This is a genomic window from Rhizobium sp. SRDI969, assembly GCF_025152725.1.
GTDB lineage: Bacteria > Pseudomonadota > Alphaproteobacteria > Rhizobiales > Rhizobiaceae > Rhizobium > Rhizobium leguminosarum_I.
In genome coordinates, this window is record NZ_CP104035.1 from 850548 (window position 1) to 875903 (window position 25356).

General features: G+C 58.8%; 31 protein-coding genes and 4 pseudogenes. 18 read left to right on the plus strand and 17 right to left on the minus strand.

Going from position 1 to position 25356, the window contains the following annotated elements; translation table 11 throughout:
• Positions 1-119 precede the first annotated feature (119 nt).
• From N2A41_RS04170 to N2A41_RS04195, 7 genes and pseudogenes are all read left to right on the plus strand, one after another.
• The gene (locus N2A41_RS04170; RefSeq protein WP_170257832.1) at positions 120-557 is read left to right on the plus strand and encodes a hypothetical protein; all 438 of its coding nucleotides are present in this window, start codon (positions 120-122) and stop codon (positions 555-557) included.
• Positions 554-1771: an Nramp family divalent metal transporter gene (locus tag N2A41_RS04175; protein ID WP_170261928.1), complete on the plus strand. Its 1218-nt coding sequence runs from the start codon at positions 554-556 to the stop codon at positions 1769-1771. The genes N2A41_RS04170 and N2A41_RS04175 overlap by 4 nt, the downstream gene beginning before the upstream one ends.
• Position 1772: 1 nt before the next feature.
• A complete protein-coding gene (locus tag N2A41_RS04180) occupies positions 1773-2138 on the plus strand; it encodes a hypothetical protein (RefSeq protein ID WP_222387349.1) in 366 nt (121 codons plus the stop codon).
• Positions 2135-2446 (plus strand): PRC-barrel domain-containing protein, encoded by a 312-nt coding sequence (locus tag N2A41_RS04185; protein ID WP_222387348.1) that lies wholly within the window; start codon positions 2135-2137, stop codon positions 2444-2446. Before N2A41_RS04180 ends, N2A41_RS04185 begins: the two co-directional genes overlap by 4 nt.
• 55 nt (positions 2447-2501) lie before the next feature.
• Positions 2502-2601: pseudogene (locus N2A41_RS33405) on the plus strand (Crp/Fnr family transcriptional regulator); the annotation flags it as partial.
• 322 nt (positions 2602-2923) lie between these two features.
• The gene (locus N2A41_RS04190; protein ID WP_162118194.1) at positions 2924-3385 is read left to right on the plus strand and encodes a DUF2231 domain-containing protein; all 462 of its coding nucleotides are present in this window, start codon (positions 2924-2926) and stop codon (positions 3383-3385) included.
• Between the two features lie 444 nt (positions 3386-3829).
• The gene (locus tag N2A41_RS04195; RefSeq protein WP_260110351.1) at positions 3830-4555 is read left to right on the plus strand and encodes an SOS response-associated peptidase; all 726 of its coding nucleotides are present in this window, start codon (positions 3830-3832) and stop codon (positions 4553-4555) included.
• A gap of 469 nt (positions 4556-5024) precedes the next feature.
• Here the strand turns inward: N2A41_RS04195 and N2A41_RS04200 are convergent.
• From N2A41_RS04200 to N2A41_RS04210, 3 genes and pseudogenes are all read right to left on the minus strand, one after another.
• A pseudogene (locus tag N2A41_RS04200) lies at positions 5025-5620 on the minus strand (general stress protein).
• Between the two features lie 16 nt (positions 5621-5636).
• Complete coding sequence (locus N2A41_RS04205) at positions 5637-5951, minus strand: PepSY domain-containing protein (RefSeq protein WP_260110352.1); 315 nt, start codon at positions 5949-5951, stop codon at positions 5637-5639.
• A gap of 336 nt (positions 5952-6287) precedes the next feature.
• Positions 6288-6686 (minus strand): RidA family protein, encoded by a 399-nt coding sequence (locus N2A41_RS04210; protein WP_260110353.1) that lies wholly within the window; start codon positions 6684-6686, stop codon positions 6288-6290.
• Between the two features lie 155 nt (positions 6687-6841).
• Between N2A41_RS04210 and N2A41_RS04215 the strand changes: the two genes are divergently transcribed.
• The 6 genes from N2A41_RS04215 to N2A41_RS04240 all read left to right on the plus strand — a co-directional run bounded on the left by N2A41_RS04215 (position 6842) and on the right by N2A41_RS04240 (position 9755).
• Complete coding sequence (locus N2A41_RS04215) at positions 6842-7435, plus strand: TetR/AcrR family transcriptional regulator (RefSeq protein WP_170257828.1); 594 nt, start codon at positions 6842-6844, stop codon at positions 7433-7435.
• A gap of 99 nt (positions 7436-7534) precedes the next feature.
• Positions 7535-7849, plus strand: coding sequence for an ArsR/SmtB family transcription factor (locus N2A41_RS04220; RefSeq protein ID WP_003557361.1), 315 nt, complete (start codon positions 7535-7537; stop codon positions 7847-7849).
• A complete protein-coding gene (locus N2A41_RS04225; RefSeq protein WP_170278659.1) occupies positions 7846-8205 on the plus strand; it encodes an SRPBCC family protein in 360 nt (119 codons plus the stop codon). Before N2A41_RS04220 ends, N2A41_RS04225 begins: the two co-directional genes overlap by 4 nt.
• Before the next feature lie 46 nt (positions 8206-8251).
• Positions 8252-8863: an ATP-dependent Clp protease proteolytic subunit gene (locus N2A41_RS04230; RefSeq protein ID WP_260110354.1), complete on the plus strand. Its 612-nt coding sequence runs from the start codon at positions 8252-8254 to the stop codon at positions 8861-8863.
• Positions 8864-9116: 253 nt separating this feature from the next.
• Complete coding sequence (locus N2A41_RS04235; RefSeq protein ID WP_260110355.1) at positions 9117-9335, plus strand: hypothetical protein; 219 nt, start codon at positions 9117-9119, stop codon at positions 9333-9335.
• Positions 9336-9497: 162 nt separating this feature from the next.
• Positions 9498-9755, plus strand: a complete 258-nt coding sequence (locus N2A41_RS04240) for a GlsB/YeaQ/YmgE family stress response membrane protein (protein WP_017963287.1) — start codon at positions 9498-9500, stop codon at positions 9753-9755.
• Positions 9756-9833: 78 nt separating this feature from the next.
• Here N2A41_RS04240 and N2A41_RS04245 read toward each other — a convergent pair.
• A pseudogene (locus N2A41_RS04245) lies at positions 9834-10083 on the minus strand (pyridoxamine 5'-phosphate oxidase family protein); the annotation flags it as partial.
• Positions 10084-10198: 115 nt separating this feature from the next.
• On the opposite strand from N2A41_RS04245, the gene N2A41_RS04250 reads away from it, so the two are divergent.
• Both N2A41_RS04250 and N2A41_RS04255 read left to right on the plus strand, forming a co-directional pair.
• Positions 10199-10351 (plus strand): hypothetical protein, encoded by a 153-nt coding sequence (locus N2A41_RS04250; protein WP_260110356.1) that lies wholly within the window; start codon positions 10199-10201, stop codon positions 10349-10351.
• A complete protein-coding gene (locus tag N2A41_RS04255) occupies positions 10348-11409 on the plus strand; it encodes a Cj0069 family protein (RefSeq protein ID WP_260110357.1) in 1062 nt (353 codons plus the stop codon). Before N2A41_RS04250 ends, N2A41_RS04255 begins: the two co-directional genes overlap by 4 nt.
• A 336-nt stretch (positions 11410-11745) precedes the next feature.
• Here the strand turns inward: N2A41_RS04255 and N2A41_RS04260 are convergent, their stop codons facing one another.
• The 3 genes from N2A41_RS04260 to N2A41_RS04270 all read right to left on the minus strand — a co-directional run bounded on the left by N2A41_RS04260 (position 11746) and on the right by N2A41_RS04270 (position 13499).
• Positions 11746-12600, minus strand: coding sequence for a DUF1236 domain-containing protein (locus N2A41_RS04260; RefSeq protein WP_260110358.1), 855 nt, complete (start codon positions 12598-12600; stop codon positions 11746-11748).
• A 101-nt stretch (positions 12601-12701) separates the two neighbouring features.
• The gene (locus tag N2A41_RS04265; protein ID WP_017963291.1) at positions 12702-13097 is read right to left on the minus strand and encodes a DUF1236 domain-containing protein; all 396 of its coding nucleotides are present in this window, start codon (positions 13095-13097) and stop codon (positions 12702-12704) included.
• 129 nt (positions 13098-13226) lie between these two features.
• Positions 13227-13499, minus strand: coding sequence for a BON domain-containing protein (locus tag N2A41_RS04270; protein WP_170278662.1), 273 nt, complete (start codon positions 13497-13499; stop codon positions 13227-13229).
• Positions 13500-14293: 794 nt separating this feature from the next.
• Between N2A41_RS04270 and N2A41_RS04275 the strand changes: the two genes are divergently transcribed.
• Positions 14294-15913 (plus strand): arylsulfatase, encoded by a 1620-nt coding sequence (locus tag N2A41_RS04275; protein WP_260110359.1) that lies wholly within the window; start codon positions 14294-14296, stop codon positions 15911-15913.
• Positions 15914-15985: 72 nt separating this feature from the next.
• Here the strand turns inward: N2A41_RS04275 and N2A41_RS04280 are convergent, their stop codons facing one another.
• The 6 genes and pseudogenes from N2A41_RS04280 to N2A41_RS04305 form a co-directional block, all read right to left on the minus strand.
• Positions 15986-17185 carry a glycosyltransferase family 2 protein gene (locus N2A41_RS04280; RefSeq protein ID WP_260110360.1) on the minus strand — a complete coding sequence of 400 codons (1200 nt, stop codon included), beginning with the start codon at positions 17183-17185 and terminating at the stop codon, positions 15986-15988.
• Positions 17186-17487: 302 nt separating this feature from the next.
• Positions 17488-17662, minus strand: a pseudogene (locus N2A41_RS04285) (DUF3606 domain-containing protein).
• A gap of 128 nt (positions 17663-17790) precedes the next feature.
• A complete protein-coding gene (locus N2A41_RS04290; protein ID WP_170278663.1) occupies positions 17791-18189 on the minus strand; it encodes a DUF6894 family protein in 399 nt (132 codons plus the stop codon).
• A 162-nt stretch (positions 18190-18351) separates the two neighbouring features.
• Positions 18352-18579 (minus strand): hypothetical protein, encoded by a 228-nt coding sequence (locus tag N2A41_RS04295; protein ID WP_260110361.1) that lies wholly within the window; start codon positions 18577-18579, stop codon positions 18352-18354.
• A 169-nt stretch (positions 18580-18748) separates the two neighbouring features.
• Positions 18749-19309 (minus strand): hydrolase, encoded by a 561-nt coding sequence (locus N2A41_RS04300; protein ID WP_260110362.1) that lies wholly within the window; start codon positions 19307-19309, stop codon positions 18749-18751.
• Between the two features lie 5 nt (positions 19310-19314).
• A complete protein-coding gene (locus tag N2A41_RS04305) occupies positions 19315-19491 on the minus strand; it encodes a DUF3606 domain-containing protein (protein WP_162118182.1) in 177 nt (58 codons plus the stop codon).
• 431 nt (positions 19492-19922) lie between these two features.
• Between N2A41_RS04305 and N2A41_RS04310 the strand changes: the two genes are divergently transcribed.
• Both N2A41_RS04310 and N2A41_RS04315 read left to right on the plus strand, forming a co-directional pair.
• The gene (locus N2A41_RS04310; RefSeq protein WP_017963299.1) at positions 19923-20219 is read left to right on the plus strand and encodes a DUF982 domain-containing protein; all 297 of its coding nucleotides are present in this window, start codon (positions 19923-19925) and stop codon (positions 20217-20219) included.
• 254 nt (positions 20220-20473) lie between these two features.
• Positions 20474-21082 (plus strand): L,D-transpeptidase, encoded by a 609-nt coding sequence (locus tag N2A41_RS04315; protein ID WP_260110363.1) that lies wholly within the window; start codon positions 20474-20476, stop codon positions 21080-21082.
• Positions 21083-21307: 225 nt separating this feature from the next.
• Here the strand turns inward: N2A41_RS04315 and ftsH are convergent, their stop codons facing one another.
• From ftsH to N2A41_RS04335, 4 genes are all read right to left on the minus strand, one after another.
• On the minus strand, positions 21308-23149 hold the full coding sequence (gene ftsH / locus N2A41_RS04320; RefSeq protein WP_170261917.1) for an ATP-dependent zinc metalloprotease FtsH: 1842 nt from the start codon (positions 23147-23149) through the stop codon (positions 21308-21310).
• A gap of 12 nt (positions 23150-23161) precedes the next feature.
• The gene (locus N2A41_RS04325) at positions 23162-24547 is read right to left on the minus strand and encodes a Do family serine endopeptidase (RefSeq protein WP_170281624.1); all 1386 of its coding nucleotides are present in this window, start codon (positions 24545-24547) and stop codon (positions 23162-23164) included.
• 95 nt (positions 24548-24642) lie between these two features.
• On the minus strand, positions 24643-25008 hold the full coding sequence (locus N2A41_RS04330; protein ID WP_260110364.1) for an SPW repeat protein: 366 nt from the start codon (positions 25006-25008) through the stop codon (positions 24643-24645).
• Positions 25005-25355 carry a DNA-directed RNA polymerase subunit omega gene (locus N2A41_RS04335; protein ID WP_222387789.1) on the minus strand — a complete coding sequence of 117 codons (351 nt, stop codon included), beginning with the start codon at positions 25353-25355 and terminating at the stop codon, positions 25005-25007. The genes N2A41_RS04330 and N2A41_RS04335 overlap by 4 nt, the downstream gene beginning before the upstream one ends.
• Position 25356 lies beyond the last annotated feature (1 nt).

The window sequence follows — 25356 nt, forward strand, 5'->3', positions numbered from 1 at the left end:
ATCGATAGCGGGTTAGTTGATGATCGAATTTTTATGACATTGCCTTGTTTGCAGTGAGGAGATGCATTTTGATCCTGTGTTTGTTGCGGAGCAGCTCTACCGACGTTGCAAAAGCTTCGATGTCACAACTTTCGCGGCATAAGAGGCGAGGCAGGTTTCCTCCATTTTGGAAAATAGCTTTATCGGCGTTTCTATCGCTGTCCCTCGTCTCCTGCACGAACGAGAATGAGCGGTTCGATAAGCAAATGCAGCAGATCCTCTCCTGGAGTGCCAGCGCCGAAATGATCCTCGATGCCCGCATCGCTAAAAATGTTCCAGAAGGTTTCACCGATCTCGCAGTCGAGAAATGCCAGACGGAGATCTCCGATATCGCATCACAGCTGCCGCAAACGGCGCGAACCGCCCACGCCAGAGCTGCCGTCGTCATGCTGAATGGATTGATCTCTGCGGCGCATGACGAGATTGGCCATGGCCGCCTTGAACAGGGGCACCAGCACATCGCCGAGCTCCACCGCTATCAGGCCGAACAGCGTTCGACCCTTGGAGCGGGCGGATGAAAAAGCTGCTTCAGATATCACTTGGAATCGTAACCAGCGTCGGAGGGTTTATCGAAACCGGTCAGATTGCGACCTCGGCCCAGGCCGGCGCAGCATATGGATTCAGCCTGCTTTGGGCCATTGCCATTGGTACAGTCTGCCTCATTTTCCTGATCGAAATGTCCGGGCGATTTGCCATCGCCAGCCACCACACCGTTGCGGATGGAATGAGAGAGCGATTTGGATCGAACTATTTTCTGCTCACGCTGCTGATCGTTTCGATCGTCAATCTTCTCGTCCTGGCGTCGGAGATCGGCGGCGTTACCCTGGCATTGCAGTTCGTCAGTGGCGTGGACTATCAGTGGTGGGCCTTGCCTGTCGCCTTCATCGTGTGGCTTCTGCTCTGGAAGGGCACGTTCGGCATGATCGAGGACGGCGTCGCTATACTGGGCCTGGTAGCGCTGTGCTTCGTGGTCGGGGTATTCGTCATGGATCCGCCCTGGCTGGAGGTGGCCAAAGGTCTGGTGCCGACGCTGCCGGACAAACAGCCGCTGCACTATGGATTCATTGCCGTCAGCATTCTCGGTGCCGTCATCGCTCCGTTCCTGTTCCTGTTCTACTCGTCAGGCGCAATCGAAGAAAAATGGGACAAGAGCTTCTTTGGCGCCAATCGCGTAATCTCGACGCTCGGCATGAGCTTTGGCGCCGTCATCGCAGCCGCAATCTTGATCGTGGCGGCACTCGCCTACCCGCCGCGCGGCATCACCGACATCGAAGGGTATGACCAAATTGCGCCGATCTTGACTCCGGCTTTGGGCAAATGGGGTTTTTACCTGTTTGCAGCCTCGCTTGGCATCACCTGCTTGGGCGCCGCGCTGGAAGCTAGCCTCGGTCAGGCCTATCTGGTTGCCCAGGGTTTCGGCTGGAACTGGTCGGAAGACGCCAAGCCGAGGACCAACCCGGCCTTCTCGCTCGTCTATACGGGTTTCATCGCAGTTGCCTTCATGCCGATCGCGATTGGGGTCGATCCTCTCCAACTCACTATTTTTTCGATGGCGATCACGGCCTTGGCCTTGCCCTTTGGCGTGGTTCCGTTTTTGTTTTTGATGAACGATCGGAATTATGTCGGCGATCATGGCAATGGATGGATCAGTAACACTGCCGTGCTGGTCATCATCGGCCTCTCGTTTATCGTCGCTCTCATAACCATTCCGTTGCAAATATTCGGAGGATGATATGCTTCTGATCCGCGACGTTCTTGACAAGCAAATGGTTGACAAAGAGCAAAATCGTATCGGTAAGGCAGACGGGATCGTCCTGTCCCTGTCTGATGGGAACGCGCCCGAGGTCGCGTTCATTGAGATGGGCAGTTTGACGCTGTCGCGGCGGCTGGGCCGCCGGCCCTATCGCTGGATGCTTTGGATTCGCAGGGCCGCAGGCGCAGAGGGTGCGGCCGAGATTTTTCGTGTGCCATGGGCAAAAGTGAGAGACGTGGGTGTCGACATCGAAGTGGACGTGGATCGACGCGTGACGCCGTTGGGGCGATGCCAGGAATGGCTGGAGCAGCACGTGATCAACCGGATACCGGGAGGGCAATCATGAAAGAGGTCCAGCTCGAGCTGCTTCTGGGCAAACAGGTCTACGACCTTGACGGCAAGCCTGTCGGGCGTGTGGAAGAGGTCAGGGCCGAAGCGCGCGGCGAAAATTTTTATGTCCTCGAGTATCACCTCGGTGCTTACGGCCTTTTTGAACGGCTGTCCGCCCTGGCCATTGGCCGCGCCGTTCTGACCGCCCTGGGGGCGGCAGGACCTGGCAGCAAGAAATTGGTACCATGGGACCAGCTCGACATAAGTGATCCAGAGCATTTGCAGGTGACATGCCGCAAAGCCGCTCTACAGCCTCTTGGCTGAATCGGTCGGCAATAATCGATTGTAGATTGCGATCGCTCTCCCACCAAGACCCTGCGGCAACGTCCGCATCCTGGATCGCGACAAGCCGATCGAGATCGCCGGCGGCTGCTATGGGGTCCCCCGAGCAGGCGTACCAGCGGCTGATCGACCGGCCGAATCTGAGGTGGTTCGTCCGGTCGCGCGCCCCGGCAGACCGCATGCCATCGTCGCGCGGTAGCCCAGAAGCTGCCTCCGGCATTGACACGATCAAGCAGAAGGACGTCAGGCCCGTGGGTCGGTGATCCCGATCGCGGCCAGCCGTGATCCCGATCGCGGTTCAGTCGTGATCTCAAAGTCATTGTCATGAGCGATAAGCCCTGGAAAACCTGAAGCCTTTGCGAACCTGCTCGAAATTGCCTTCATCCCCGACGAGCCGGGAACCGAACATGCCGCCGTTTGTTTTCACAGCGCATAAGCTGAGCACGTCGGAGCGAGCACATGAACCCGAAAAGCACGTTGAGCATCGCCGGCCATCCGATCCATCCCATGTTGATCCCGTTCCCGGTCGCCTTCTTCGTCGGAACGCTTGTCACCGATATCCTTCACAGCCAGTCCGGCGACCCGTTCTGGCCGGCGGCGTCGAACTGGATGCTGGCGGCCGGCCTCGTCATGGCAGCACTGGCGGCACTCGCCGGATTGACCGACTTCTTCGGCGATAGCCGCATCCGCAGCTTGCGGGCTGCGTGGTTTCACATGATCGGCAACATCGTCCTCGTTCTGATCGAGGCCGTCAGCCTTTGGCGTCGGGTCGTACAGGGCCCTGATTTCATCGTGCCGACCGGGCTGGCGCTGTCTTTGATCGCCGTTGCGCTGCTGCTGTTCAACGGCTGGAAAGGCTGGGAAATGGTGTATCGTCACCGGGTCGGCGTCAGCGAAGAAACCGGCAATTCGACGCGGTGAGGGAGGCGGCAAACGTCCGCACGTCTAGCGTCCTCTGGCCGACGGACAACCCTCCTTGCGGCGCGCAAGGACTCGAGCCGGATTTAGATCGCCTTCAGTCCGTAGCTGTCGTTTAGCGATCTCGAGGTAGACGACCGCTTCGCGCCCGGTCCGGTCCATTCACAAAAAGAGGACCATGGAGCGGAAGCATAGCGAGCATTCCGTGCCGGCGAGCGCCGCCAGCTGCTTGCGACTGCCCTGTAAGCCAGATGTTGTTTGACACCAGGTTCCGGAATTACAGGGAATATTACGGGGCGGATCCTCCCACTTCATCAGCAACTTCTTAAAAAGCAATTGCCCCGGATTGGGTATCGATTGTTCGGTTCCGCACGGGAACGGTTCTGTTGCCTTGACCTGCCGAGGCAGGATTACATCTAAATAAGTAGTTCCCAATGGCATGGTCGAATGTGTAGTCGCGTTTATATCAAGGAATCGCTTCACGAGCTTGCGCGTAGGTTCGCTTTCGCCGGACAAGGCGACCTTGACGGCTTGGTTGACCGCATCCCTCGATATAACGGCGCGCCGCGGCTGGTCTACGCGATCATCATCCAAGACGCAGGGCCGGAGACGGATATCATGGCGCCGGTCTTTGCAATGGCGGTATGGGGCCTGGTGCCCGCATTGATGAAACCGAGCGACCGGCGTCTCCCATTGATCAATATTCGCTGCGAAAACATTGCCACGCATGGACTTTCCGGACCTGCCTATCGGTCGCGCCGCTGCCTGATCCCAGTCAATGGCTTCTTTGAGTGGAAGTACGCCAGCGGCCGGGACAAACAACCTTATGCTGTCGCGATGAAGACCGACGTTCTGTTCGCTCTTGCCGGCATTTGGGAGGTCTGGCGTCACCCGGCTGGCATCGATATCCGCACCTTCGCTGTCATCACCTGCCCGTCGAATGAGTTGATGGCGAACATCAGTAAACGAATGCCCGTCATCCTCCGTCAAAAGGATTATGAACGCTGGCTATCTCCTGATCCAAATCCATCCGACCTGATGAAGCCATACCCGGCGGAGCTTATGACCATGTGGCCGACCGGAACGGGCGTTGACAGCCTGAAGAACACCGGCCCCGAAATCATCAACCCGGTTGCTCTTGATCCGCAGCGTTGGAATTGTTGGCTTAGCTGAGGGGCCGCAACCGCCGTCCATGCTGCCACGACGTCAGCCGCCCTTAAAAAGAAATGGAGGATTATTGACTCCATCGCGCACGTGAACATAATAAGAACATCGGCGCTGCGGCCGCCAAATCTGAAGATCAGAACGTCTTGCTCATAAGCAGGATAGGAACCGGAGCCCCGCCACGCTCGTCGAAGAATTTCTTGACGGGTTGGTACCAGCAGGCGCGATATAGTGGCTCTCCGGCCGCGGTAGCTGCCAGCTCAGCACGGGCGAAACCCTCGGCCTTGGCGGCACGCTCTTTTGGCCCTTCGAAAATCTGAAATCTTCGCAAACCTGCTCAAATCTCGAGGGAGGCGGCAAACGTCCGCAAACTCCATCGCAAGAGCTTCCCTTGGGCCGGCATAGGGACGGTTTCGCGTGCTCTGGCCGACAGCCAACTCTCCTCGCGAGGTGCAAGGAGGGTTGAACTCAAGGCCGATTAAACGGCTGTCCGCCGATACCGGTCGCGCTCTTGCGCGATCTGCTCGGGGGAGCAGCGATCGGGCGCGTCGTCGAACCGGGTCCATCCCTGCTCGTTATAGGCACGCCGGCGCCGACCGGGTCGACCCGGTTCGAACCCTTGAGGATGGCCTGCGCCTCGGAGGCGCGGGCGTCGTCGACCTTGGCCGTGACCAGGCTGCCGCCACGGCGGACACCTTCGGCATAGAGGTGGGCATCGTCTTGCGAAACACCCGAGTCGGTGAGGGCGCCGATCAGGCCACCAACCGCACCGCCAGTGACGGCGCCGGCGACAGCCCCGGCCGCAGTCACGGCGAGCCAGCCTGCGGCAACCGCCGCTCCGACACCAGGAATGGCCATCAGGGCCAGTCCGGTGAGCAGGCCGCCGGCGCCACCGACGGCAGCGCCGATGCCGGCGCCGATCGCTGCATCCTCGGCAACGCCGGAGCGATGGACCCGGCCAGCCTGGTTGGAGACGATACTGATGTCGTTCGAGGGAATACCTGCCGCTTCCAATTTGGTGACGGCGGAGCGAGCGTCCGAATAGTCGTCGAAAACTCCGGTTACAGTTCTCATGATGCTTCTCCTTGGGCTACCTGGCGACGATGTTGCCTCGATAATCGAGGGCGGAGACGGCTTTCCCGTCCTTCATGCCGCAGGCCATCCAGATCCCATTGTCGTCGAGCTTGAGATTCTTGACTTCGGTGTAACCCGCTTCCGCAATACGATCCTTCGCCTGAGCTTCGGTAAGGCTGTTGGCGCCCTCAACGGGCGCAGTCGGATTTTTGGTGTCTGGGAATACAACCGCAGATATATCTCCATCCGCAGGTGGAGCCGGTGTTGTCTGGGCAAGGGCTGCAACTGTAGACGCGCAGAGAATGGTCGCCGCAAAGGCGATCTTCTTCATACGTGGTTCCTCCACTTTGCGGATCAGATGAAGATCCTTGCGGTCAAAACACGCAGAGGCGATCTTTGTTCCCGGAGAATATGTGCTTGATTTTTCTATATATATATGGCAAGGCAGGCGGCCTGTCGGACTATTCTCTATCGTGCCGGGCCAATGCAAGCAGACAACAATGGAAAGGACATCCGGTGATCCATGCCACGCCTGCAGGAGGCTTCTGAGAGTGAGATCGGATCTTTAAATCTAAAGTTGTGATACTGTCTAATGGTCAGGAGGTGGCAGGGCGGGGCCGCTCTTCTGCCGGGCGCTTCGTGCGGCGACGGATGCGGCCCGCCGATGTCAGTGACTGCCCGGAATACGGGCAATGACCTTGATCTCGAAGTCGAAGCCGGCGAGCCAGTTGACGCCGATGGCGGTCCAATTAGGGTAGGGCGGCTTGCTGAACATCTCCTGCTTGACCGCCATGATCGTTCCGAACTGGTTTTCGGGGTCTGTGTGGAAGCTGGTGACGTCGACGAGATCATCCAGCGTTGCGCCGGCGGCACTCAGCGTCGCCTTCAGGTTTTCGAAGGCAAGCCGCACCTGGCTTTCGAAATCGTGTTCGGGAGTCCCGTCCGAACGGCTGCCGACCTGTCCGGACACAAACAGCAGATCACCGGATCGGATCGCGGCGGAATACCCGTGCTTTTCGTAAAGAGCGTGCCTGTCGGCCGGAAAGATTGCTTCGCGTTGGGTCATTCTGATCTCTCTTCATTGTTGACAACGACCGTTGAGCGCGACGTATCGCTTCACATCTCACGCCCAGTTTGATATACGTGTCGCATGTGAAATGTATGAGATACGCATCATATGTCAAGTCCATATACGATCCGTATCTGAAATTGAGGGATCGCATGGCCAGGAAACGCAGCGAAACGATGCAGGAAAACCGCGTCAAATTGATCGCGGCGGCGCGAAAGGCTTTTGCGGAAAAGGGCTACGCCGCAGCATCGATGGACGAGTTGACGGCCGACGTCGGGCTGACACGCGGCGCGCTCTACCACAATTTCGGAGACAAACGCGGGCTGCTGGCGGCGGTGGTCGATCAGATCGACACGGAGATGGCGGTGCGCGCGCAAGAGATCGGGGCGCGCGCAGGCAGCGATTGGCAGGGCCTGCTCGCCGAGGGTGCGGCCTATATCGAGATGGCGCTCAATCCGGAAGTCCAGCGCATCGTTCTGCTCGACGGACCTGCGGTGCTGGGCGATCCCTCGCAGTGGCCGAGCCAGAACAATTGCCTGCAGGTGACCAGGAGCACCGTTGCGCGCCTGATCGCTCAAGGCATGCTCAAGCCGCTCGACCCGGAGGCGGCCGCCCGATTGCTGAGCGGCGCGGCCCTCAATGCCGCCCTCTGGATCGCCGCCAGCGAAGACCCAGAGAGCGTGATGCCAAAGGCGGTCGAGGCTTTCCATGCCTTGGCGGCAGGTCTGCTGGCGGAGCATTTGTGATCTGCCAAGGGCGAAAGTCGAGCGAAGGGACGGGCGACAACGGAAAAGCCATCGAGAAACAGACTTGCGAATCGCATAAGTGTGTGCTTATGTGTTTGCATGATCGAGAATGACATTTTCCGAGCCTTGGCCGACCCGACCCGCCGTGCGATCTTCGAGAAGCTGGCGGCGGGCGGCATGAACGCCAGTGCCCTGCGTGAGGGCATGGAGATCAGCCAGCCGGCAATGTCGCAACACCTCTCGGTTTTGCGGAGCGCAAAGCTCGTGAGGGAAGAACGGCAGGGGCGTTTCGTGAACTACGAAGTCGATCCGGACGGGCTGGCTCTGATCGCACAATGGTTGGCGAAATATCGCGCCTACTGGCCTGCCCGCATCGAAGCTCTCAAGGTCTTGCTGAAGGATATGGACCAATGAACGATCAAAAGGCCAAGGAGCAGAAAGACGGCATCGAACTGGAGTTCGATCTGGATGAACCGCCGCAAAAGGTCTGGCGGGCAATCAGCATTCCGGAATTTCGGGAAAACTGGTTGCCGAAAGACGCTTTAGCCGATCCCGCCCCGGCCACGATCACACCTGGCGAGGAAGTCCGTTATAGCCTGCGCGACGACGCTCCACCCTTCCTTGAAAGCACGGTGACGTTCACGATCGTCCCGAACGCGACCGGCGGCACCCGCCTGCGCATTATCCACGAGCTTACCGACACGAAGCTTGACCGGATGGCGAAAACGGCCGCGAACAGCAACGCTCCGGCCCTCATGCTCGCCGCCTGACGCGGCAAGCTCTCCCCTTTGATTTCTGGAAGATTGGAGTTCGCCGATGCGCGAAGCGATGCAACTCGTCCCTATGGTCATAGAACAATCCAGCAGAGGGGAGCGGTCCTTTGACATTTACTCCCGCCTTCTGCGCGAACGCATCATCTTCCTCAACGGCGAGGTCAACGATACCGTTTCCGCTCTGGTCTGCGCCCAGTTACTGTTTCTTGAGGCCGAGAATCCAAAGAAACCGATTAATCTCTACATCAATTCTCCCGGCGGCGCCGTGACCAGCGGCCTCGCCATGTACGACACCATGCGCTTTATCCGCGCGCCGGTTCATACGCTTTGCATGGGGACAGCCCGTTCCATGGGATCGTTCCTGCTGATGGCAGGCGAGGCCGGCGGAAGAGCTGCTTTGCCCAATGCCAGTATCCTCATTCACCAGCCATCGGGTGGCTTCCAAGGGCAGGCTTCCGACATGCTGATTCATGCCGAAGAAATTCTGAAGACCAAGCAGCGCATGACGCGGCTCTACGCGGAGCATTGCGGACGCTCCTATCAAGACTTCGAGCGCGGGATGGATCGCGACCGCTTCATGACGGCGGAAGAAGCCTTGGAATGGGGTCTTATCGACCGTATTCTAAAGGTTCGGGAAGCCGAAGTTCCCGATTGAAGCGACACACTTGTTTTCCTGACTGTTGCAACGTCGCAGAAAGGACGGTTTTGCGATGTCGGCAATGTCTGCTGTTGGCGCAAATCCGCTCCGCGCACAGCGGAAAATATGCCGAGCTGGACCGGGAAGCCGCGGACTTTTAGGGAATGGTTTTGGTATGGTCTCGGGCTCGAGATAAATGCCGGACTTGCAAAGGCGGTGGAACAGCTGAGCGACCATGCTCCGTGTGGATCGATCAGAGGAGGAAAAGGTCATGAGCAAAAATAATTGGAAGGTCGGGCTTCGCGCCAAGCTGGAGCATCTCGTCGACGACTGCGTTGTGGCCGGGGCCAGGCAGCAGGACGTCTTCTATGCGATCATCAAGGAGATCGCCAATCTGCGAGCAGCCCTTGAGCGCGACCCCGACCCTGCCGACGACGATGTTGCCGTCATAGAGGAGCCTGCGAACGATTGGCCGGCAGCCGACAAATGACCTGAAGCAGATCGGGGAGGGGCACGCGAGCGCTTGGGTGCTTATGGAACCAACTGGCGCGGGAAAGATTTACAGTCTTGTCGCTTGGCAATCGGTTTAACTTGGATCTGCGAGATCTGATTGCCCGCGCCGGCCGCTCATCATTCACAAGGGGGAATTGCTATGGAAAGTGCAGGTATCGGCTGGATCGCCGCAATCGTCATCGGCGGCATTGCCGGCTGGCTCGCCGAATTGCTCATGAAGAGCAACATGGGCGTGCTGATGAATATCATTCTGGGTATTGTCGGCGCCATCGTCGCCAACTTTATCCTGTCGCTCTTCGGCGTCGTCCTTGGCGGATGGCTGGGTTATCTCATCGCGGGCTTCATCGGAGCCTGTATCCTCATCGCTGTGGCGAGAATGGTCAGGCGGACGGCCTGATCAAACAGGAGGCGGCCTCGCAAACCGGCCGCCTTCATCGCGTTTTCGGGTTGGCGCTCACGCTTGGTCGTCCGGCGTTCAGGGATTGATCCAGCGGGAGGAGGTCAGCGCGCCCAGACGGTCGTAGGCAAAGACTGCGCGTCGGTTGTCGGCATGGCGCAGCTGGAACCAGTCCAGCGTTTCGGCTCGGCCGAAGAAGGCCCGTCCATCGGCGTCTGCGATCCTACCCTCGCTGGCCGATTTCATGGCCCGGCGGCCCGCCTATCTAGGTGGTGCGCGGCGATCGCGGCAGCAAGCTCCGGGCCTCGGCCGCGCCTTCGCTTGCCGGCCTGCTTGACAGGGCGATCCTGCTTTGAGAGTTTTGGCTCATGGGGCAGCGATCGCCCCACGAGGCTAAGGCCGAAGAATCGCGTCCTTGAACCCGCATCAACGGAGGACGCGCCATGCCGTCATTTCTTGAAATCACACCTGACAAGCTGAATCTGATCGTCGGTACATCAGGCGCCCAGAGGCTGATCGACGTCTGCTGTCAGCAGGGACGCAAACTCGGTCAAGGCGCCTTCGCCTATCGCCTGTCGTTGGAGGTGCATCCATGACGAACTCGCCCCCAAGGATTGCCATCATCTGGCGCGGCGACCGGGATGCCCGGTGCGCGGCGACGCCGCAGAACAACCGCTTCCACCGGATCTTCGAAGAACTCGCGGCAGTCGGCTTTGCGCCGGAGCCGGCCGTCTTCGACGAAGAGTTCGCCGACGAGGTCCTCGAACAGCTCCTTGCCGTCGACGCCGTGCTTGTCTGGGTGAACCCGCTCGATGATGGGAAGACGAGAGAGATCCTCGATCCGCTTCTGCGGCAGGTGGCGAAAGCCGGCCGATTTGTAAGTGCGCATCCGGACGTGATCCTCAAGATGGGGGTCAAGGAAGTGCTCTACGAGACCAGGCATATCGGCTGGGGCGTCGACACACGTCTCTATCGCACCGGCGCGGACTTCCGCCAGGCGTTCGTTCCAACCTTCCTGGCCGCCGGACCGCGCGTGTTGAAGCAAAACCGCGGCAACGGCGGACAAGGTATCTGGAAGGTCGAATTCACCGGAGCCCCACGCGGCGGTGGGACCTTGATCAGTGTGCTGGAAGCGAAATCAAGCAGTGTCCCTGAAACCATCGATCTTTCAGACTTCATTTCCCGCTGCGACACCTACTTCACCGAGGGCGGCTGCATCATCGATCAGCCGTTTCAGTCCCGTCTGCCCGAGGGCATGATCCGCTGCTACATGTCTGGAAGCAGGGTCGTCGGCTTCGGACAACAGTTGGTCAAGGCGCTGGTGACGCCACCGTCAGGACCTGGTGGGGAACCACTTCAGCCCGGCCCACGCATGATGCATCCAGCATCCGCAGAACCGTTCCAGACCTTGAGGACAAGGATGGAAAGCGAGTGGACGCCGGAAATGATGTCGACGCTTGGGATCGAAGCAGCGTCGTTGCCAATCATCTGGGACGCCGATTTCCTTTACGGGCCACCAGACGCTGCAGGCAACGACACCTACGTTCTCTGCGAGATCAACGTCAGCTCCGTCTTCGCCATTCCTGACGAAGCCCCTGCGGAAATTGCACGGGCGATGGCGTCGCGGCTAGAGCAATCCAGCAAAAGTGCATAGCTTTTTTTGCGTCGGGAATTGCGTGAAAACAAAGAGATAGAGTATTTTCGCGATTCGAAGAATAACGGAAATACTCTAAGCCGGTCGCGACTGTAACTCTGTCGCCGGCGCATCTTCTGATGTGCGTCGATCATATCCATGAATTGCAGGCGGAGACGGGCGGCACGCCCATCCGCCGCCTGATTGCTCCCCCCGGGGATTCCGGCGGCGCGCAAGGCGCCGCCGGGACATGTCTACTAAAGCAATTCCAGGAAAAGTGCGAAGCGGTTTTCCGTCCGGAGTTGCGGCGAGAGAGAGGTTGAGCGGTTCTGCGGTTCGATGAAAAGCTGAACGGATCTAGGCCTCGATGATGTAGACAATCTCGAGAGTATCGGGATCGACGATGATGATCCGGCCATCCGCAAGGATGAAGAAGCGGTAGTCTTCATACTGCGGAACGATCTTCACGATGCGGGGCGGCAGTGGTTCGAGACGAACCTTCTTCGGGATCTTCGTTCCGACGGAGACCGTGAAATTCACTTCCTTCACCGGCGCAACATGGACCTCCTTCACCGCTGTTCGAATTTCAGTCTGCTGTTCGACGGAAATGTTGACGTTGGTCTTGGACGTCTGATTGTTCGTCGTGGTGTTGTTGTTGACGTTGGTTTCGGAAGAGCTCTTGTTCGTCGTCGAAGAGTTCTGGTCGGTCGGCTGCTTCGTGGTGGCGGCGTTGCCGGAGCCCTCCGCAGGCTTGGCATTTTGCGTGCTGCTGTTCGTGCCTGAGGTGGCTGAGCCGCTTGTATCGGTGCTGCCGGACTTGGCGGCGGGCTTCTGTTCGGTCGTGGTGGCGCCGCCGGCGTCTTGCGATCCGGGTTTGGCTTCTGTCGAAGACTTGGTGGAGGCAGTTCCGCTCGTCGAAGAATTATCGTTCGAAGGCTGCCCGGCGCTCTTTTTCATGTCCGAGCCCTGGCCGGATTTCTGCTGCGATGACTGGTCCTTGCCTTGTGGGCAGGCTCCCGACGCGTCGGGGGTGCAGTCGGTGCCGGTGGTCTTGGAGCCGGACTGCGAACCGGCATCCGTACCGGTCTGTGAACCGGATTGGGCCTGGCCGCCGCTCTTTGTGTTCTGTTGGGCTGCGGCGGGCAATGTAGCAAGTGGAGAGACACTGAGTGACAGCGCCGCCAGGAGCATGGTGAGATGCTTGCTTTTCATGATCAATCTCCGAGGTTTCGGGCACGCGATTCCATCCCGCATTCTCATGCGTTTGCATGCATGCCCTAATTATCGTAAGGGCGGCCGAAGCCGCCCGAAGGTCACTGAATGACCTGGATGACCTTCCGGGAGGAAGGTTCGACGATCACACGCTCATCATTGACGATCGCGTATGCATATTTGGGGTCATCGGGAACTGGCGTGACGACCACGGTCTCCGGCAGAGGTTGTCCGACGACGACCTTCTCCTTGACCACGACGCGCTTGGTCGGGGCGGGAGCCTGCTGAACATAGGTCACCACCTTCTGCGGCGGCGGTTCGATGGCGCTGCCTGCCACGCCGCCGGCGATGCCGCCGACAGCAGCACCGACCGGGCCACCAACGGCTGCACCCGCTGCAGCGCCGCCTGCTGCGCCCGTGACCGTCGACGACTGCGCAAAGGCTGACGTCGATGCCAACAGGATGCCGGCGGCGATTCCTACTAGTTTGGTATTCATCTGTTTTCCTCCTTGGATGCGGTTGGTTCCGCTGCGCAGCCAAACCGAAAGATGGAGGAAGTGTTCCTGACGTGGGACTTCATGCCGGGGTTTGCTCAGACCTTCGTCCTATCGGCAGGATTCGGTTGTCTACTGCGGGGGAAAACGGCTCAGCATCCGGTCCTGGACGTTCTCTTCGCCGACGATCATCGCAGCAAGCGAGATGGCTTTCTCGCGGTCTGCGGCGTTGCTTATATAGCCTTCGAGCAGGACGACAGGACCGAGCATCCTGATCTCGATCGCACTGCTGTCGATATCCGGATCGGCGGAAAGCACCGCTTCGATCGTCGCGATGGTCGACGCCGAACTGTGGCCTTGCGAGCAGCGCTCTTCGTGATTGGTGTGATCGGGGCCGAACTTCATATTCTCCTCCTATCCGCCCCTCCACGGACCTTCACCTTACTTCGCATGACATATGAGCAGCGTCTCCTGACGTCGCCAGCCGGACTTAAGTCCGACTTTCCTTCGGCCCGATCCGGCTTAGATTCTCCTGATCCTTGTTGAAAGGACATCAGGGAGGTTTTAGCGATGTCGCTGAGTTCCAGTCAAAACCTCCCTGATGATTTATCGATCAGTGCCAGCGGGAGAACCCGCCTTGCGAGGTAAAGGGAGGCGCTCGGCCGATGGTACCTTCACGGTAAATCTCGTGATCGATGTCGAGCATCGGGGCCATTTGGAATGGCAACGATGGGCCAACATCAATTGAGGCGAAACTAGGAAAATTGGTGGCGGCCCGCCGGGCACGCGTCCGCAGTCACGGCTTCGCCCCGATCACTTGTCTATTCTTGTGTCAAATCACACGAATTCAGCCGACCTGCTCTACCGCCAACGCTCCTGCTATCGGCACGCGAATAGCGAGCGTTGAAAGAGATGTCTGTTTCCTTTCAAGAAATTCCAGAACGGCCACGGCTGCCCCAAGGTACAATATCGCGGCGGAACGCCGTTTGGTAGGTTGCGCGCCGTGAGCCTCCTTTCGCAAACCAACGGACCTCACGCTCGGGCGGTGCGGTCCCACTTGACGACCGTCCGGAACTGAAATTGCTCCAGTTGTTTCGATTGAATTCAGAGTGAATACGCGACTGCGGCGCTCGTTGAATTTTGCTGCCGTGCGTTCGGATGGGTCATCGTTCGGCCGGAAATCACAACGGAGGAGTCACATGTATCGCAAGATCATCTACGGCATCGGAGCATTGGCTGCTTCGGCCGTTCTCTGGGGCGCGCTTGTCCCGGCGCAGGCACAAGAAGCGCAAAAGCCCAATATCGTCGTCGTCATGGGCGACGACATCGGCATGTGGAACATCGGTGCATATCACCGCGGCTTGATGGCCGGCCGTACGCCGAACCTCGACAAGATCGCCGCCGAGGGCATGCTGTTCTCCGACTATTACGCCGAGGCGAGTTGCACGGCGGGCCGGGCGAACTTCATCACAGGCGAGCTTCCGATCCGTACCGGCATGACCACCGTCGGGCAGGCAGGCGCCAAGACCGGCATACCGGCGGAAGCGGTGACGTTGGCGACTGCCCTCAAGGACATGGGTTATGCCACCGGCCAGTTCGGCAAGAACCATCTTGGCGACCTCAACGAATTCCTGCCGACGGTTCACGGGTTCGACGAGTTCTTCGGATATCTCTATCACCTCGACGCGATGGAAGATCCCGCGCATCCCAACTACCCGCAGGACTTGCTGGACAAGGTCGGGCCGCGCAACATGGTCCATAGCTGGGCAACGACAACAGACGACGCGACCGTAGACGCGCGCTGGGGGAAGGTCGGCAAGCAGAGAATCGAAGACGCCGGCACGCTCTATCCGAAACGGATGGAAACGGTGGACGACGAGATCCGCGACCAAGCCTTGAAGTTTGTGGAAAAGGCCAAGGCGGAGAACAAGCCTTTCTTCCTGTGGCTCAATCCGACGCGCATGCACGTCATCACTCATCTCTCGCCCAAATATGAGGCGCTGCGGACTGCGGCGAATGGCTGGTCGCTCCAGGAAGCCGGCATGGCTCAACTTGACGACGACGTCGGCTTGGTGATGCAGAAGCTCAAGGATCTAGGCGTCGACGACAACACCATCGTCCTGTTCACCACCGACAACGGCACGGAGACATTCACGTGGCCGGATGGCGGCAACACACCCTTTCGAGGGCAGAAGGGTACGATCTACGAGGGCGGCTTCCGCGTGCCGGCATTTATTCGCTGGCCAGGCCAGATTCCTGCCGGAACTGTGGAGAATGGCCTGATCTCCGGACTAGACTGGCTGCCGACTTTCGTGGCCGCTGCCGGAAATCCGAACATCACGGACGAACTGTTGAAGGGAAAGCAGATCGGCGACCGGACCTATAAGAACCATCTCGACGGCTACAACCAGCTGGATCTGCTCACTGGCAAAGGCCCGTCGAAGCGCCACGAGATCTTCTATTTTGGCGAAAGCACGCTGGGCGCAGTGCGTATCGATGACTACAAGTATCGCTTTATCGAGCAGCCGAATGGCTGGCTCGGAGCCAAGGACCATGTCGACGCGCCCTCGATCACGAACCTGCGCCTCGATCCCTTCGAACGGCTGGGCACGCCGGCAAACGGAACGCTGGACGGCGCACAGGGCTACTTCAACGAATGGTTCATGTTCGAATTCTGGCGCTTCGTGTTTGTCCAGCAGGAAGTCGGCAAGCTGGCGGAAACGGCCATCGAATTCCCGCCGATGCAGAAAGGCGCGAGCTTCAACCTCGACGCCGTCAAGGCGCAAATCGAGGCGGCTAGAGCTGCAATGGCGAAATAATCGAAAGTATGCTGCGGGCGGCTTGCAACGGCCGCCCTCTGGCCTCCACGAAACCACCGCTGGGATGCCGGCTCAAATGTCCGCTTTTCGCGTCCGGCTGCGGAGAAGGGACTTGTGATTTATAGCCACCGGAGCGAACCCGTTCGCTAGAGGCTCAAGGATTGAGCTCAGCTTGGCATCCACCTCCGTCAGCCGCATCAGGTGTCGTCGAAATTGCGCGGTCTCGTCCGGTCGTTCGACGGGGGAAGGGGCAATTTGCGGGTCGAATTTCGGCCTGTTCATTCGCGGTGGAGCTTGACCGTTTGCTGTTGTGGTCACGAGACGAAGACAGCGTTGTATCAGGCGCAGGCATTTATCGAGTACAAGTCGAACCACGAAATATGGCTCGCGTCGTGATATCGACCAAATGGTCACAAGTGACAGATAGGTGTCCCTGGCTTGTTGAAATTCCCAAAATGCATACTTCTGGGTAGCGTTGGTTGCGCTTTTCATTGCGTATTTTGGAAGCGGAGCATTTGCGGCCAGCGAACGCCTGACAACTTCCAGAGCGCTTTGGCCCATTTGCAGGTGATTGGACGACATGTTGCCGGGATACTGCCTGTATCCAACCAGGCGTTCGGGGATGACTTCGACATGATAGCGCGCAGCCAGCTTGAGCTCGAAATCGAGGTCTTCGCAGCCGCCAATTCCTGCTGCTGCATAGGAGCCGTCAAACCCGCCAATCTCGAGCGCGACATCCCGGCGGACAAGAAGCGCGCTTCCGTTGCCGACATATTTGAAAGTCAGATGCCGGGCGTAGATAAATCCTCTGGCGACAACGGGCCGGCAGGAGCGAATGATCTCATCGTCGTGATTGATGATATGATGCAGCACATAGACCGCGGCCCACTGTGGGGATAAGCGCTCGAGAGCATTCACCTGCTTTTCGATTTTTGTCTGGTGCCAGAGATCGTCTGCGTCAAGGAATGCCAGAAATCGACCTGATGATGCCTGGATGCCGGTGTTCCTTGCTGCGGCAACGCCGCGATTTGCCGTGGACAGCAGGCGAATCCGCGAATCTTCCAGCGCCACTTGCTCGACCACCTTTGCGGTATCATCGGTAGAGCCGTCATTGACGACTATGATTTCCAGGTTCCGGTAGGTCTGGCGCCCGGCAGATCGAAGTGTACGTTCAACGAAGCGGGCAGCATTGAAGGCGGGAATGACCACTGAAACCAGCGGCTGGGTGACATGACGAACGTCCCTCAGATTCTTGTCTGAAGAGGAAAACATTCCAGATCTCTCATTCGGCCGAACACTGATTATAGTCGTTCTGATGATGGGTGATCGCTGGGATTGTCGCGGTGTTCCTGCGGATAGGTTGGACGCTGAGTGTTTAGATCTCAACCCTTCACGTTGGGAGCACCGCCGTCTAAATGCATGGGCAAAAAAGGCAGAACAGTCAAACCGCATCCTAACTTCGTTGCGGGCAACCGAAAATAGACTTTGGTCCGATGCAGCTGACGGGGTACGGAAACGTACGAGCCGCGGGCGTCCCGCATGGACGTGCCACAGTGACCGTCCAACGGCGCTGTTCACTTACGGTCGAGTTTGTCTTCGACCTTCTTGCGGCTGTTGCCGACCGCCTTGACGGTCTTCTTTATCGCGTCTTTTGACACGCCTTCTTTCGTCGCCTTATACTTCACTTCGTGCTCTTAGCCGCCAGCGACGTGCGCGGTCCTGAGCGCGGCCTCGAGATGGTGTTGCCATGTCTGAAGTTTTTCTTTCGGTTGCCAGGAAGAAACCGAGGCTGATTTAACAAGTCCCCTCGCACCTTCGCATGCGCGATGACGGGTTTAATCCAACGCCAAAAAGAAAGCCCCGCGCGAGAGGCGGGGCTAGTAATTTTCGACAGAAGGAGTGGGTCGCACAGAAGCAGCGAAGGGTCGCGGCGTCAAACTTGCCTCCGCACGGCCCGGCCCCTTACTCTCACTGAACGAATTGGTTCCGGAGCCGGCGGATGTACCCAAGAAGGAGGAACTACTCGGTTGGTGGCTTCTCGCGATCTCGGTGATGGCGGCATCGACGGCAACCTCGCGAAGGATCGTGCCTTCCTTGCCGCAGATCGCGATGCCAAGCGGAATTCTTTGCTTTCTGGACAAAAGAGCCGTTGCGACTATTTCTTGAAGCCTCTCCCTGGCTGCTTCAATTGCAACAAAAAGGTCGGGGAATTCCCGGCCCTCGGTGTCCAATACCGAACCATCCATGTGCGTGATATGAAAGTACAGCGTCAGCAAGGCACACCTCCTTCACAGATGGCCACTAACGCTTGATCTGCTTCAGAAGTTTCGGTCAAAACCGTACAGTTGCTCGAGCGGCGCCAGCGCAGAGCTTGGAGGAGCAGCCACCCAGCACCAGAGACGGGAACTCGTGAGACAGGCGCGCACGGCAACTCTGCTTCACTGCGCATCGGGCGGTTCGGCGACCGGTCCATCAAGTCTCTTGGAGAGCTCGAGCGGCAGCGCTTCACGAAATCCCGTCGTCTGAATCAGATCCACGGCGGTCGTAAGCGCAAGTCTGCCGCGACGGCTATCGATGGTGCAATGATGCTGTGAGCACCAATCCCGCACCGTATCGATGACACATTCGACATCCTGGTCGGAAAGAGAAATCAGGGATTGCAGCATCGTTTGCTCCACTATTCTCTAGCGCAGAGAGACGACGTCTCTCCAGGTTCGAGATGACAAAAGATCTGTGTGACCAAAAAGATAGTGCAGTTTTGTGACGATTTAAATGAGCGCATGCGAACGGAGCGATATCGTACGTTCTGGTAGCCGGCGCCGAAATGGACCAGCCTCAGCGTCGGCCTTCTTTCACGACTGATCCCTGGGTCGCGTTCACTTTAGCTCGCCGTGCGTCAGCCTTTTGGCGGCGCGAGCAAAGCAGAGAGTCAAGCCGAACCGGCTGGAGTTCACGCGCATCGACGCCGACATCGAACTGACGGGGGACCGGCTTCAGCCTGCCGTGGGAGTGTCCGTGCAGATTGATCGAGCCCTTGCCCATCTTATTCCAGGTTCTAAACGCGTAGTGGCACAGCACCAGATGGTAGCCGTCCAAGGTCAACTCTTTGTAATGCTGGACGCTGCTCCAGCCCGATGCATCGGTCGTCGACTCTGAATCATTGTTGCCGACAATGAGATGTTTCCTGCCGTGCAGGCTGTCGAGGAGCGTGTCGCAATCGCCCGCCCGCGATGACATGAAGTCGCCCAAATGCCAAACTTCGTCGTCGATCCCGACGATCAGGTTCCAGTTCCTGATGAGGGCGACATCGTGGGACACCATATCAGGGAAGGGTCGCCGATCGATGCGAAGGACGCGAGAGTCGCCGAAGTGGGTGTCGCCGGTGAAGAAGATCATGCTGATCACTTATGATCGAGTCTGTCTTCGACCTTCTTGCGGCTGTTGCCGACCGCCTTGACGGTCTTCTTTACCGCGTCCTTTGACGCGCCTTCCTTCATTGCCTCGTACTTCACTTCGTGATCCTGGCCGCTGGCGACGCGTGCGCGGTCCTGAGCGCGGCCTCGAGATGGTGTTGCCATGTCTGAAGTTTTCCTTTCGGATTCCAGGAAGAAGCTGAGGCTGATTTAAGAAGTTCCCTCGCTTCACATGTTCGCCGATGCGTTCAAAACAACCTCCAAAAAGAAGCCCCGCGCGACGGGGCCAGCTAATTTGCGACAGAAGGAGTGGGCCGCACAGAAGCAGCGAAGGGTCGCTGTGTCCAACTCACCTCCGCACCACCCGGCCCCTTACTCTCACCGAACGAATTGGTTCCTGAGCCGGCGGATATACCCAACGAGGTGGAACTACTCGGTGGGCGGCTTTTCGTGATCTCGATGATGCTGTGAGCGCCGGTCCCGCACCGTATCGATGACACATTCGACGGTGACGATCTCGGCCAAACCGTGATCTTGAACAGCCGATATTCGTTGCCTAAATCAAGGGCGCTCAATGCCATGAAAGGAGGTAAACGATGGCACTCGATACTTTTGAACACCCGATCTACGCGCAACGAAAGTACTTCGTGCAGGAGATCGCTGGGCTTGACGATGTCTTTGACTTTCTCGACGAATGGCCACAGGAGAAACGCGATATTACCTACGAGGTAATGTTGGAGGCCTGCCGGAAAGCAGCCAATCGCCAGCTTCCCGCGTCGGTCGTGGCGGCGAATTTCAGCCGCTTTCTCAAAAAGCATGGCAAGCTTGCAGACATAGAAGATGTGCCCCTGCACCTGCGGCGGTTCAGCGATCGAAATGTCTCGGGTATTTAGGACCGAAGGCGATGGGCGCCGGCCAGAGCGGCCGATGGGGCGCGTTGCGCTCCTGCCGTATCCGTCGAAAGCGACCGTGATTGGTTGCGCCGCCCCCGTGGAGCTGCGCAGGCCGAAGCGCCCCGCAGCTTCCGCGACGTGTTCACACGAAGTCAGGGCTGAGAAACGGTCGCGCATGACATGGACACCGCGGCCTTAGTGCCGCCACAGAATTGGGCCCAATCACGCTTGTACAACGAGCGGATAGCGACGAAATGAGAGTACTGGTTCTTGTGGCAGCGCTCTTGCTGACGGCCTTTGCGGCGAGAGCACAGGTTTACGGATCTTATGACGGGTATGACGATTATGGTGGCGATGTCTATGACGATCCATACAGCCTCTACCCACCGATCCCAGATTATGAACCGGTTCCTCGCCATCGTGACTACCTGCCCGATCGCGGGCCGCTGCCAAGACAAAGCCCGGGAGGCACGATCTTAATAGTGACGAGTCAGCATACGCTCTACTACACGACCCCATGGGGCGAGCAGTACGCGTATCCGATCGCCGTGGGTCGTGAAGGCAAGCAATGGTTCGGCTCCACGCGGGTCGTATCCAAAAAGGAGCATCCTGAATGGAGGCCAACGGCGAGCATGCGCCAGAAGAACCCGAAGCTTCCGACTGTCGTAAGGCCCGGCCCCTCCAATCCACTCGGAACGCGGGCCATCTATCTCGCCGATGGACTGCTGCGCATTCACGGCACCAACGACCCTTCATCCATCGGCACCAACGCATCGAGCGGCTGCTTTCGGATGTATCGCCAAGACGTCGAGGAACTTTACGAATTGGTCCAGCCCGGAACTCACGTCATCGTCCGACGATGAGCCTTGGCCGATAAGAACGCTCGCCACTGCGGTGGTCTGAAGCATTCGTCGCCCCAATGCGCAACCTAGAGCGGTTCAGCGAAGCGCTGAACCGCTCTATCCGACTGTTTTTACGCAATTCCGGACGGAAAACCGCTTCACACTTTTCCCGGAATTGCTTTAGTCTAAAGACGAGGCGGTTGCGACTGTGCAAGCCGGATCCTGCCGCGGCAAGCGGGGCGCCATTCATGCTGTGCGCCCGCGTGCCGGCTGTTCAACGGTCTCTACAAACGCCTGCAATTCACGCTCATCGAGAGTTTCCTTCTCAAGGAGAAGCCTTGCGGACCGATCCAGTATCTCTCGTCGCTGTCCGAGGAGCTCCACCGTTCCATCGAAGACATGGTCGACGATCCGGCGGATCTCCTGGTCGACCCTCGCTGCAGTCTCATCGGAATAGTCGCGTTCCTGCGGACCGTAATACAGCCGATCAGCCTCCAGTAACGAGCGCCGGTCTTTCTCCAGAGCCACGTGTCCCAGTTTGTCGGTCATGCCGTAGCGTGTGACGATCGCGCGGGCAATGTCGGCAACTTTAACGAGATCGTCAGCAGCGCCGGTCGAAAGATGGCCAAAGACGATCCATTCCGCCGCGCGGCCACCGAGCAGCACAGCCATCTTGTTCTCCAGTTCCTCCCGCGTCATCAGGAAGCGATCCTCGAGTGGACGCTGGACGGTATAGCCGAGGGCGCCGACCCCTCTGGGAATGATGGATACTTTGTGCACCGGATCGACGCCGGGCAGCGCCATGGCGACCAGCGCATGTCCCATCTCATGATAGGCGACGATTTCACGCTCCCTTGGATTGAGCAGCCGATTGCGCTTTTCGAGACCGGCGACGATGCGTTCGACGGCGTCATTGAAATCGGCCATCGTTACCGCCTCCGCCCGACGGCGCGTGGCGAGCAGGGCTGCCTCGTTGACGAGATTGGCGAGGTCGGCGCCGGTGAACCCTGGTGTGAGCGCGGCGATCTTTTCCGGTGAGACATCCGCCGCGAGCTTCACTTTCTGAAGGTGGACGCCGAGAATCTGGAGTCGGCCCGACTTGTCCGGCCGATCCACCAGCACTTGCCGATCGAAACGACCGGCCCGCAGCAGAGCGGGATCAAGAATCTCTGGTCTGTTGGTCGCGGCCAGCAAGACGAGGCCAGTGGAGGGATCAAAGCCATCCAGCTCCACTAGAAGCTGGTTCAGCGTCTGCTCCTTCTCGTCGTGCCCGCCAGCCATGGAACCAATCCCACGAGCGCGGCCGAGGGCATCAAGCTCATCGATAAAGATGATGGCGGGTGCTTTGGCGCGCGCCTGCTCAAACAGGTCCCGGACCCGTGCTGCGCCGATACCGACAAACATTTCCACGAACTCCGACCCGGAGATCGAGAAAAAGGGCACACCGGCTTCGCCCGCGACGGCGCGCGCCAAAAGCGTCTTACCGGTTCCAGGTGGACCCACTAAAAGCACACCCTTTGGCATACGCCCGCCAAGGCGGCCGTAACCCGCCGGGTCCTTCAGGAAATCAACGATCTCCTTCAGTTCGTCCTTGGCCTCGTCGACGCCGGCGACGTCCTTGAACGTCACGCCGGTGTCGGTCTGGACATAGATCTTCGCCTTCGATTTGCCGATCTGCATCAGGCCTCCGCCGAGCCCACCGCCCATGCGCCTGATCATGAACATCCAGACTCCGATAAAGAGCGCCACCGGGATGAGCCAGGACAGCAGATCGCGCAGGAATGTGCTCTCGATCTGACCTGTCACGATGACTCCGTATTGCCGGAGCTGCTCGGCCAGATTGGGCTCGACGCGTGTCGTGACGAAAAAGGGGCGCTCATTCTGAGGCTCCTTATACCGGCCTTGGATAAAATTGTCGGAAACGGCAACCTCGGCGATCTTCCCCTCCTTGAGATCCGTCTCGAACTGGCTGTAGGGAATCCGCGCAATCTGGTGAGTAGTCGCGAAAAAGGACTGAAATGCCGCAAGAAGCAGGAAAGCGATAATCCAGTACCAGATGTTGAACCGCGTCTTCCTATTCATCTCCATGGCCGACTACTCCTACCGGATTACCAGAAGGAGTCGCGCACCCTCACGGATCAGTTCAAGCGCCAATACGCTAGGTTTTTCGGCGATCCTGCGCTGCAACTCGGTGACGGAAGCGACCGGAACTCTATTGAGCGCGACGATCATGTCACCTGCTTGAAGGCCGGCACCGGCAGCCGCGCTGCCGGAAGCCACCTTTTCGATCACCACGCCGTAACCTCCGGCTTGCTGCGCCTCTTCGCCAGAAGCATTCCTCATCGTAGCGCCCTCGAGCGGCGTGCCGGAGAGAGTTGCGGATGACCGATCGTCCATCGCAATGGTAGCCGTGATCACCTTCTCCTCGTCGCCGCGCTTCACCGTGAGGCTTAGCTTGCTGCCGGCAGGCATGAGGCCGATGCGGTTCCTGAGGTCGGTCGCACCACCGATCGGGCGTCCGTCAGTTGCGGTGACCACGTCTCCGGTCTTCAGTCCGGCCCGTTCAGCCGGCGAGCCCGACTCGACGTTGGCGATCAGTGCGCCGCGGAGGTCACCGAGTCCGAGAGCCTCCGCCAACTCCGGCGTCAGATCCTGGATGCCGATGCCTAGCTCGCCGCGCTCCACCTTGCCGTGCGCGATCAACTGGTTCATGACCGACGCCGCCATGCTGCTTGGCACGGCAAAGCCTATACCGACGCTGGCTCCGGCGGGGCTGAGAATTGCAGTATTGATGCCGACCAATTTGCCGTCGAGCGTCACCAGGGCACCACCTGAGTTTCCAGGGTTGATCGAGGCATCTGTCTGGATGAAGTCCTCATAGCCTTCGATATTCAGACCGCTTCGCCCCAATGCGCTGACGATGCCTGAGGTCACAGTCTGGCCAAGCCCGAACGGATTGCCAATCGCTACGACGTAGTCACCGACTTTGAGTGCATGAGAATCCCCGATCTGAATAGCGGTAAGGTTTGCAGCATTGACCTGCAACAGAGCGATGTCCGTGTCCTTGTCGCTGCCGATCAATTTGGCCGAAAGCTGTCGTCCATCCTTCAGCGTCACAGAAATCTCACTGCCCTCGTCGACGACGTGATGATTGGTAAGCACATATCCTTTGGCGGCGTCGACGATGACGCCGGATCCTGCACTCATCCTCGGTCGTTGTTGCTGTTGCGGCAGATTGAAGTAGCGGCGGAAGGTGGGATCGCTGAAGAGAGGATTGTCTCGCGACGGTGCGCGGGAGACGACCGCGATGTTGACGACGGCCGGCGTGACTTGTTCAAGCATCGGCGCCAGAGATGGAAGTGACGCCGAAGCGGTGCCAGATTGCGGGGTTTGCGAGGTGACCGGCGCTATCGTAAGCAGGATTGCTGCAAAGGCGATCACGACTGACGCGGCAATCCTGTGAAATCCCTGGCGGATATCGAACATGGTTTGCTCCTTGGATTTGACGGGAGGTCAATGCCGCCCAGCCGCAACGCAAACTAAGAAGCGGGCCCGGAGTTCCGGGCCCGCTCGCATTTGCCTCAAGTGGTCGACAGCGGGTGGTTGTGAGTGAACCAGATGCTGCCCGCGGCCAAAACCGCGACCACGATGCCGGCAATCAGATGTGCCCACATTGCAGCGGCCACGGCCGAGAAACCCAGGACCCATGGCGCCACGACAGACCAGACGCCGAGCACCAGGTTGATCCATTCTTCCGCCTCGTAAAATGCGAAGAGCGCGGCGGCGGCGATCACGGTGATGGCAGCGCCGACAATCCAGGCATTCCACGGTGCATATGGCTCGGTTGCGAAACCAAGGAGCCAGGGTGACAGGAAAAGAGCCAGCCCAGCAACGATATTGATGATATCGAATGCTGCACGGTCCTTCGAAGACTGAGACTTCATCATTGTCGTTTCTCCTTCTTGTTTGCATCATCATTGAACCGCCTCCGGTGGCGTGGAGACGGGTGCTGCAGCGGCGATCGTTCGCCGTTGCCGCGAAGGCGAGTGGCCGGATCGGCGGAGTGAAGTCGCTTTGTCCCTGCCGGTCCGCCCAGAAAGGGTGCGAGCTCGCTGCTGGTGAACGAGCCCCTTGCAATCTCCTGCAGCGCGAGTTCGCTGACGCAGGCATCTGAAGGATCCAGCCTCGGCTCCGCCCCTCGATAAAGGGCGCGGCTTCGTGCGGCCGCAGCCATAGTCAGGGCGAACCTGTTGGGCAGGATCTTCTCGCAATCGAAGACGATAGATGGGTTCATG

Excerpts from the sequence above, each read along its gene's own strand:
- N2A41_RS04170 (WP_170257832.1), top strand. The coding sequence starts at position 120 with ATGTCACAACTTTCGCGGCATAAGAGGCGAGGCAGGTTTCCTCCATTT.
- N2A41_RS04175 (WP_170261928.1), top strand. The coding sequence starts at position 554 with ATGAAAAAGCTGCTTCAGATATCACTTGGAATCGTAACCAGCGTCGGA.
- N2A41_RS04180 (WP_222387349.1), top strand. The coding sequence starts at position 1,773 with ATGCTTCTGATCCGCGACGTTCTTGACAAGCAAATGGTTGACAAAGAG.
- N2A41_RS04185 (WP_222387348.1), top strand. The coding sequence starts at position 2,135 with ATGAAAGAGGTCCAGCTCGAGCTGCTTCTGGGCAAACAGGTCTACGAC.
- N2A41_RS04190 (WP_162118194.1), top strand. The coding sequence starts at position 2,924 with ATGAACCCGAAAAGCACGTTGAGCATCGCCGGCCATCCGATCCATCCC.
- N2A41_RS04195 (WP_260110351.1), top strand. The coding sequence starts at position 3,830 with ATGTGTAGTCGCGTTTATATCAAGGAATCGCTTCACGAGCTTGCGCGT.
- N2A41_RS04205 (WP_260110352.1), bottom strand. The coding sequence starts at position 5,951 with ATGAAGAAGATCGCCTTTGCGGCGACCATTCTCTGCGCGTCTACAGTT.
- N2A41_RS04210 (WP_260110353.1), bottom strand. The coding sequence starts at position 6,686 with ATGACCCAACGCGAAGCAATCTTTCCGGCCGACAGGCACGCTCTTTAC.
- N2A41_RS04215 (WP_170257828.1), top strand. The coding sequence starts at position 6,842 with ATGGCCAGGAAACGCAGCGAAACGATGCAGGAAAACCGCGTCAAATTG.
- N2A41_RS04220 (WP_003557361.1), top strand. The coding sequence starts at position 7,535 with ATGATCGAGAATGACATTTTCCGAGCCTTGGCCGACCCGACCCGCCGT.
- N2A41_RS04225 (WP_170278659.1), top strand. The coding sequence starts at position 7,846 with ATGAACGATCAAAAGGCCAAGGAGCAGAAAGACGGCATCGAACTGGAG.
- N2A41_RS04230 (WP_260110354.1), top strand. The coding sequence starts at position 8,252 with ATGCGCGAAGCGATGCAACTCGTCCCTATGGTCATAGAACAATCCAGC.
- N2A41_RS04235 (WP_260110355.1), top strand. The coding sequence starts at position 9,117 with ATGAGCAAAAATAATTGGAAGGTCGGGCTTCGCGCCAAGCTGGAGCAT.
- N2A41_RS04240 (WP_017963287.1), top strand. The coding sequence starts at position 9,498 with ATGGAAAGTGCAGGTATCGGCTGGATCGCCGCAATCGTCATCGGCGGC.
- N2A41_RS04250 (WP_260110356.1), top strand. The coding sequence starts at position 10,199 with ATGCCGTCATTTCTTGAAATCACACCTGACAAGCTGAATCTGATCGTC.
- N2A41_RS04255 (WP_260110357.1), top strand. The coding sequence starts at position 10,348 with ATGACGAACTCGCCCCCAAGGATTGCCATCATCTGGCGCGGCGACCGG.
- N2A41_RS04260 (WP_260110358.1), bottom strand. The coding sequence starts at position 12,600 with ATGAAAAGCAAGCATCTCACCATGCTCCTGGCGGCGCTGTCACTCAGT.
- N2A41_RS04265 (WP_017963291.1), bottom strand. The coding sequence starts at position 13,097 with ATGAATACCAAACTAGTAGGAATCGCCGCCGGCATCCTGTTGGCATCG.
- N2A41_RS04270 (WP_170278662.1), bottom strand. The coding sequence starts at position 13,499 with ATGAAGTTCGGCCCCGATCACACCAATCACGAAGAGCGCTGCTCGCAA.
- N2A41_RS04275 (WP_260110359.1), top strand. The coding sequence starts at position 14,294 with ATGTATCGCAAGATCATCTACGGCATCGGAGCATTGGCTGCTTCGGCC.
- N2A41_RS04280 (WP_260110360.1), bottom strand. The coding sequence starts at position 17,185 with ATGTTTTCCTCTTCAGACAAGAATCTGAGGGACGTTCGTCATGTCACC.
- N2A41_RS04295 (WP_260110361.1), bottom strand. The coding sequence starts at position 18,579 with ATGCTGCAATCCCTGATTTCTCTTTCCGACCAGGATGTCGAATGTGTC.
- N2A41_RS04300 (WP_260110362.1), bottom strand. The coding sequence starts at position 19,309 with ATGATCTTCTTCACCGGCGACACCCACTTCGGCGACTCTCGCGTCCTT.
- N2A41_RS04305 (WP_162118182.1), bottom strand. The coding sequence starts at position 19,491 with ATGGCAACACCATCTCGAGGCCGCGCTCAGGACCGCGCACGCGTCGCC.
- N2A41_RS04310 (WP_017963299.1), top strand. The coding sequence starts at position 19,923 with ATGGCACTCGATACTTTTGAACACCCGATCTACGCGCAACGAAAGTAC.
- N2A41_RS04315 (WP_260110363.1), top strand. The coding sequence starts at position 20,474 with ATGAGAGTACTGGTTCTTGTGGCAGCGCTCTTGCTGACGGCCTTTGCG.
- ftsH (WP_170261917.1), bottom strand. The coding sequence starts at position 23,149 with ATGGAGATGAATAGGAAGACGCGGTTCAACATCTGGTACTGGATTATC.
- N2A41_RS04325 (WP_170281624.1), bottom strand. The coding sequence starts at position 24,547 with ATGTTCGATATCCGCCAGGGATTTCACAGGATTGCCGCGTCAGTCGTG.
- N2A41_RS04330 (WP_260110364.1), bottom strand. The coding sequence starts at position 25,008 with ATGATGAAGTCTCAGTCTTCGAAGGACCGTGCAGCATTCGATATCATC.
- N2A41_RS04335 (WP_222387789.1), bottom strand. The coding sequence starts at position 25,355 with ATGAACCCATCTATCGTCTTCGATTGCGAGAAGATCCTGCCCAACAGG.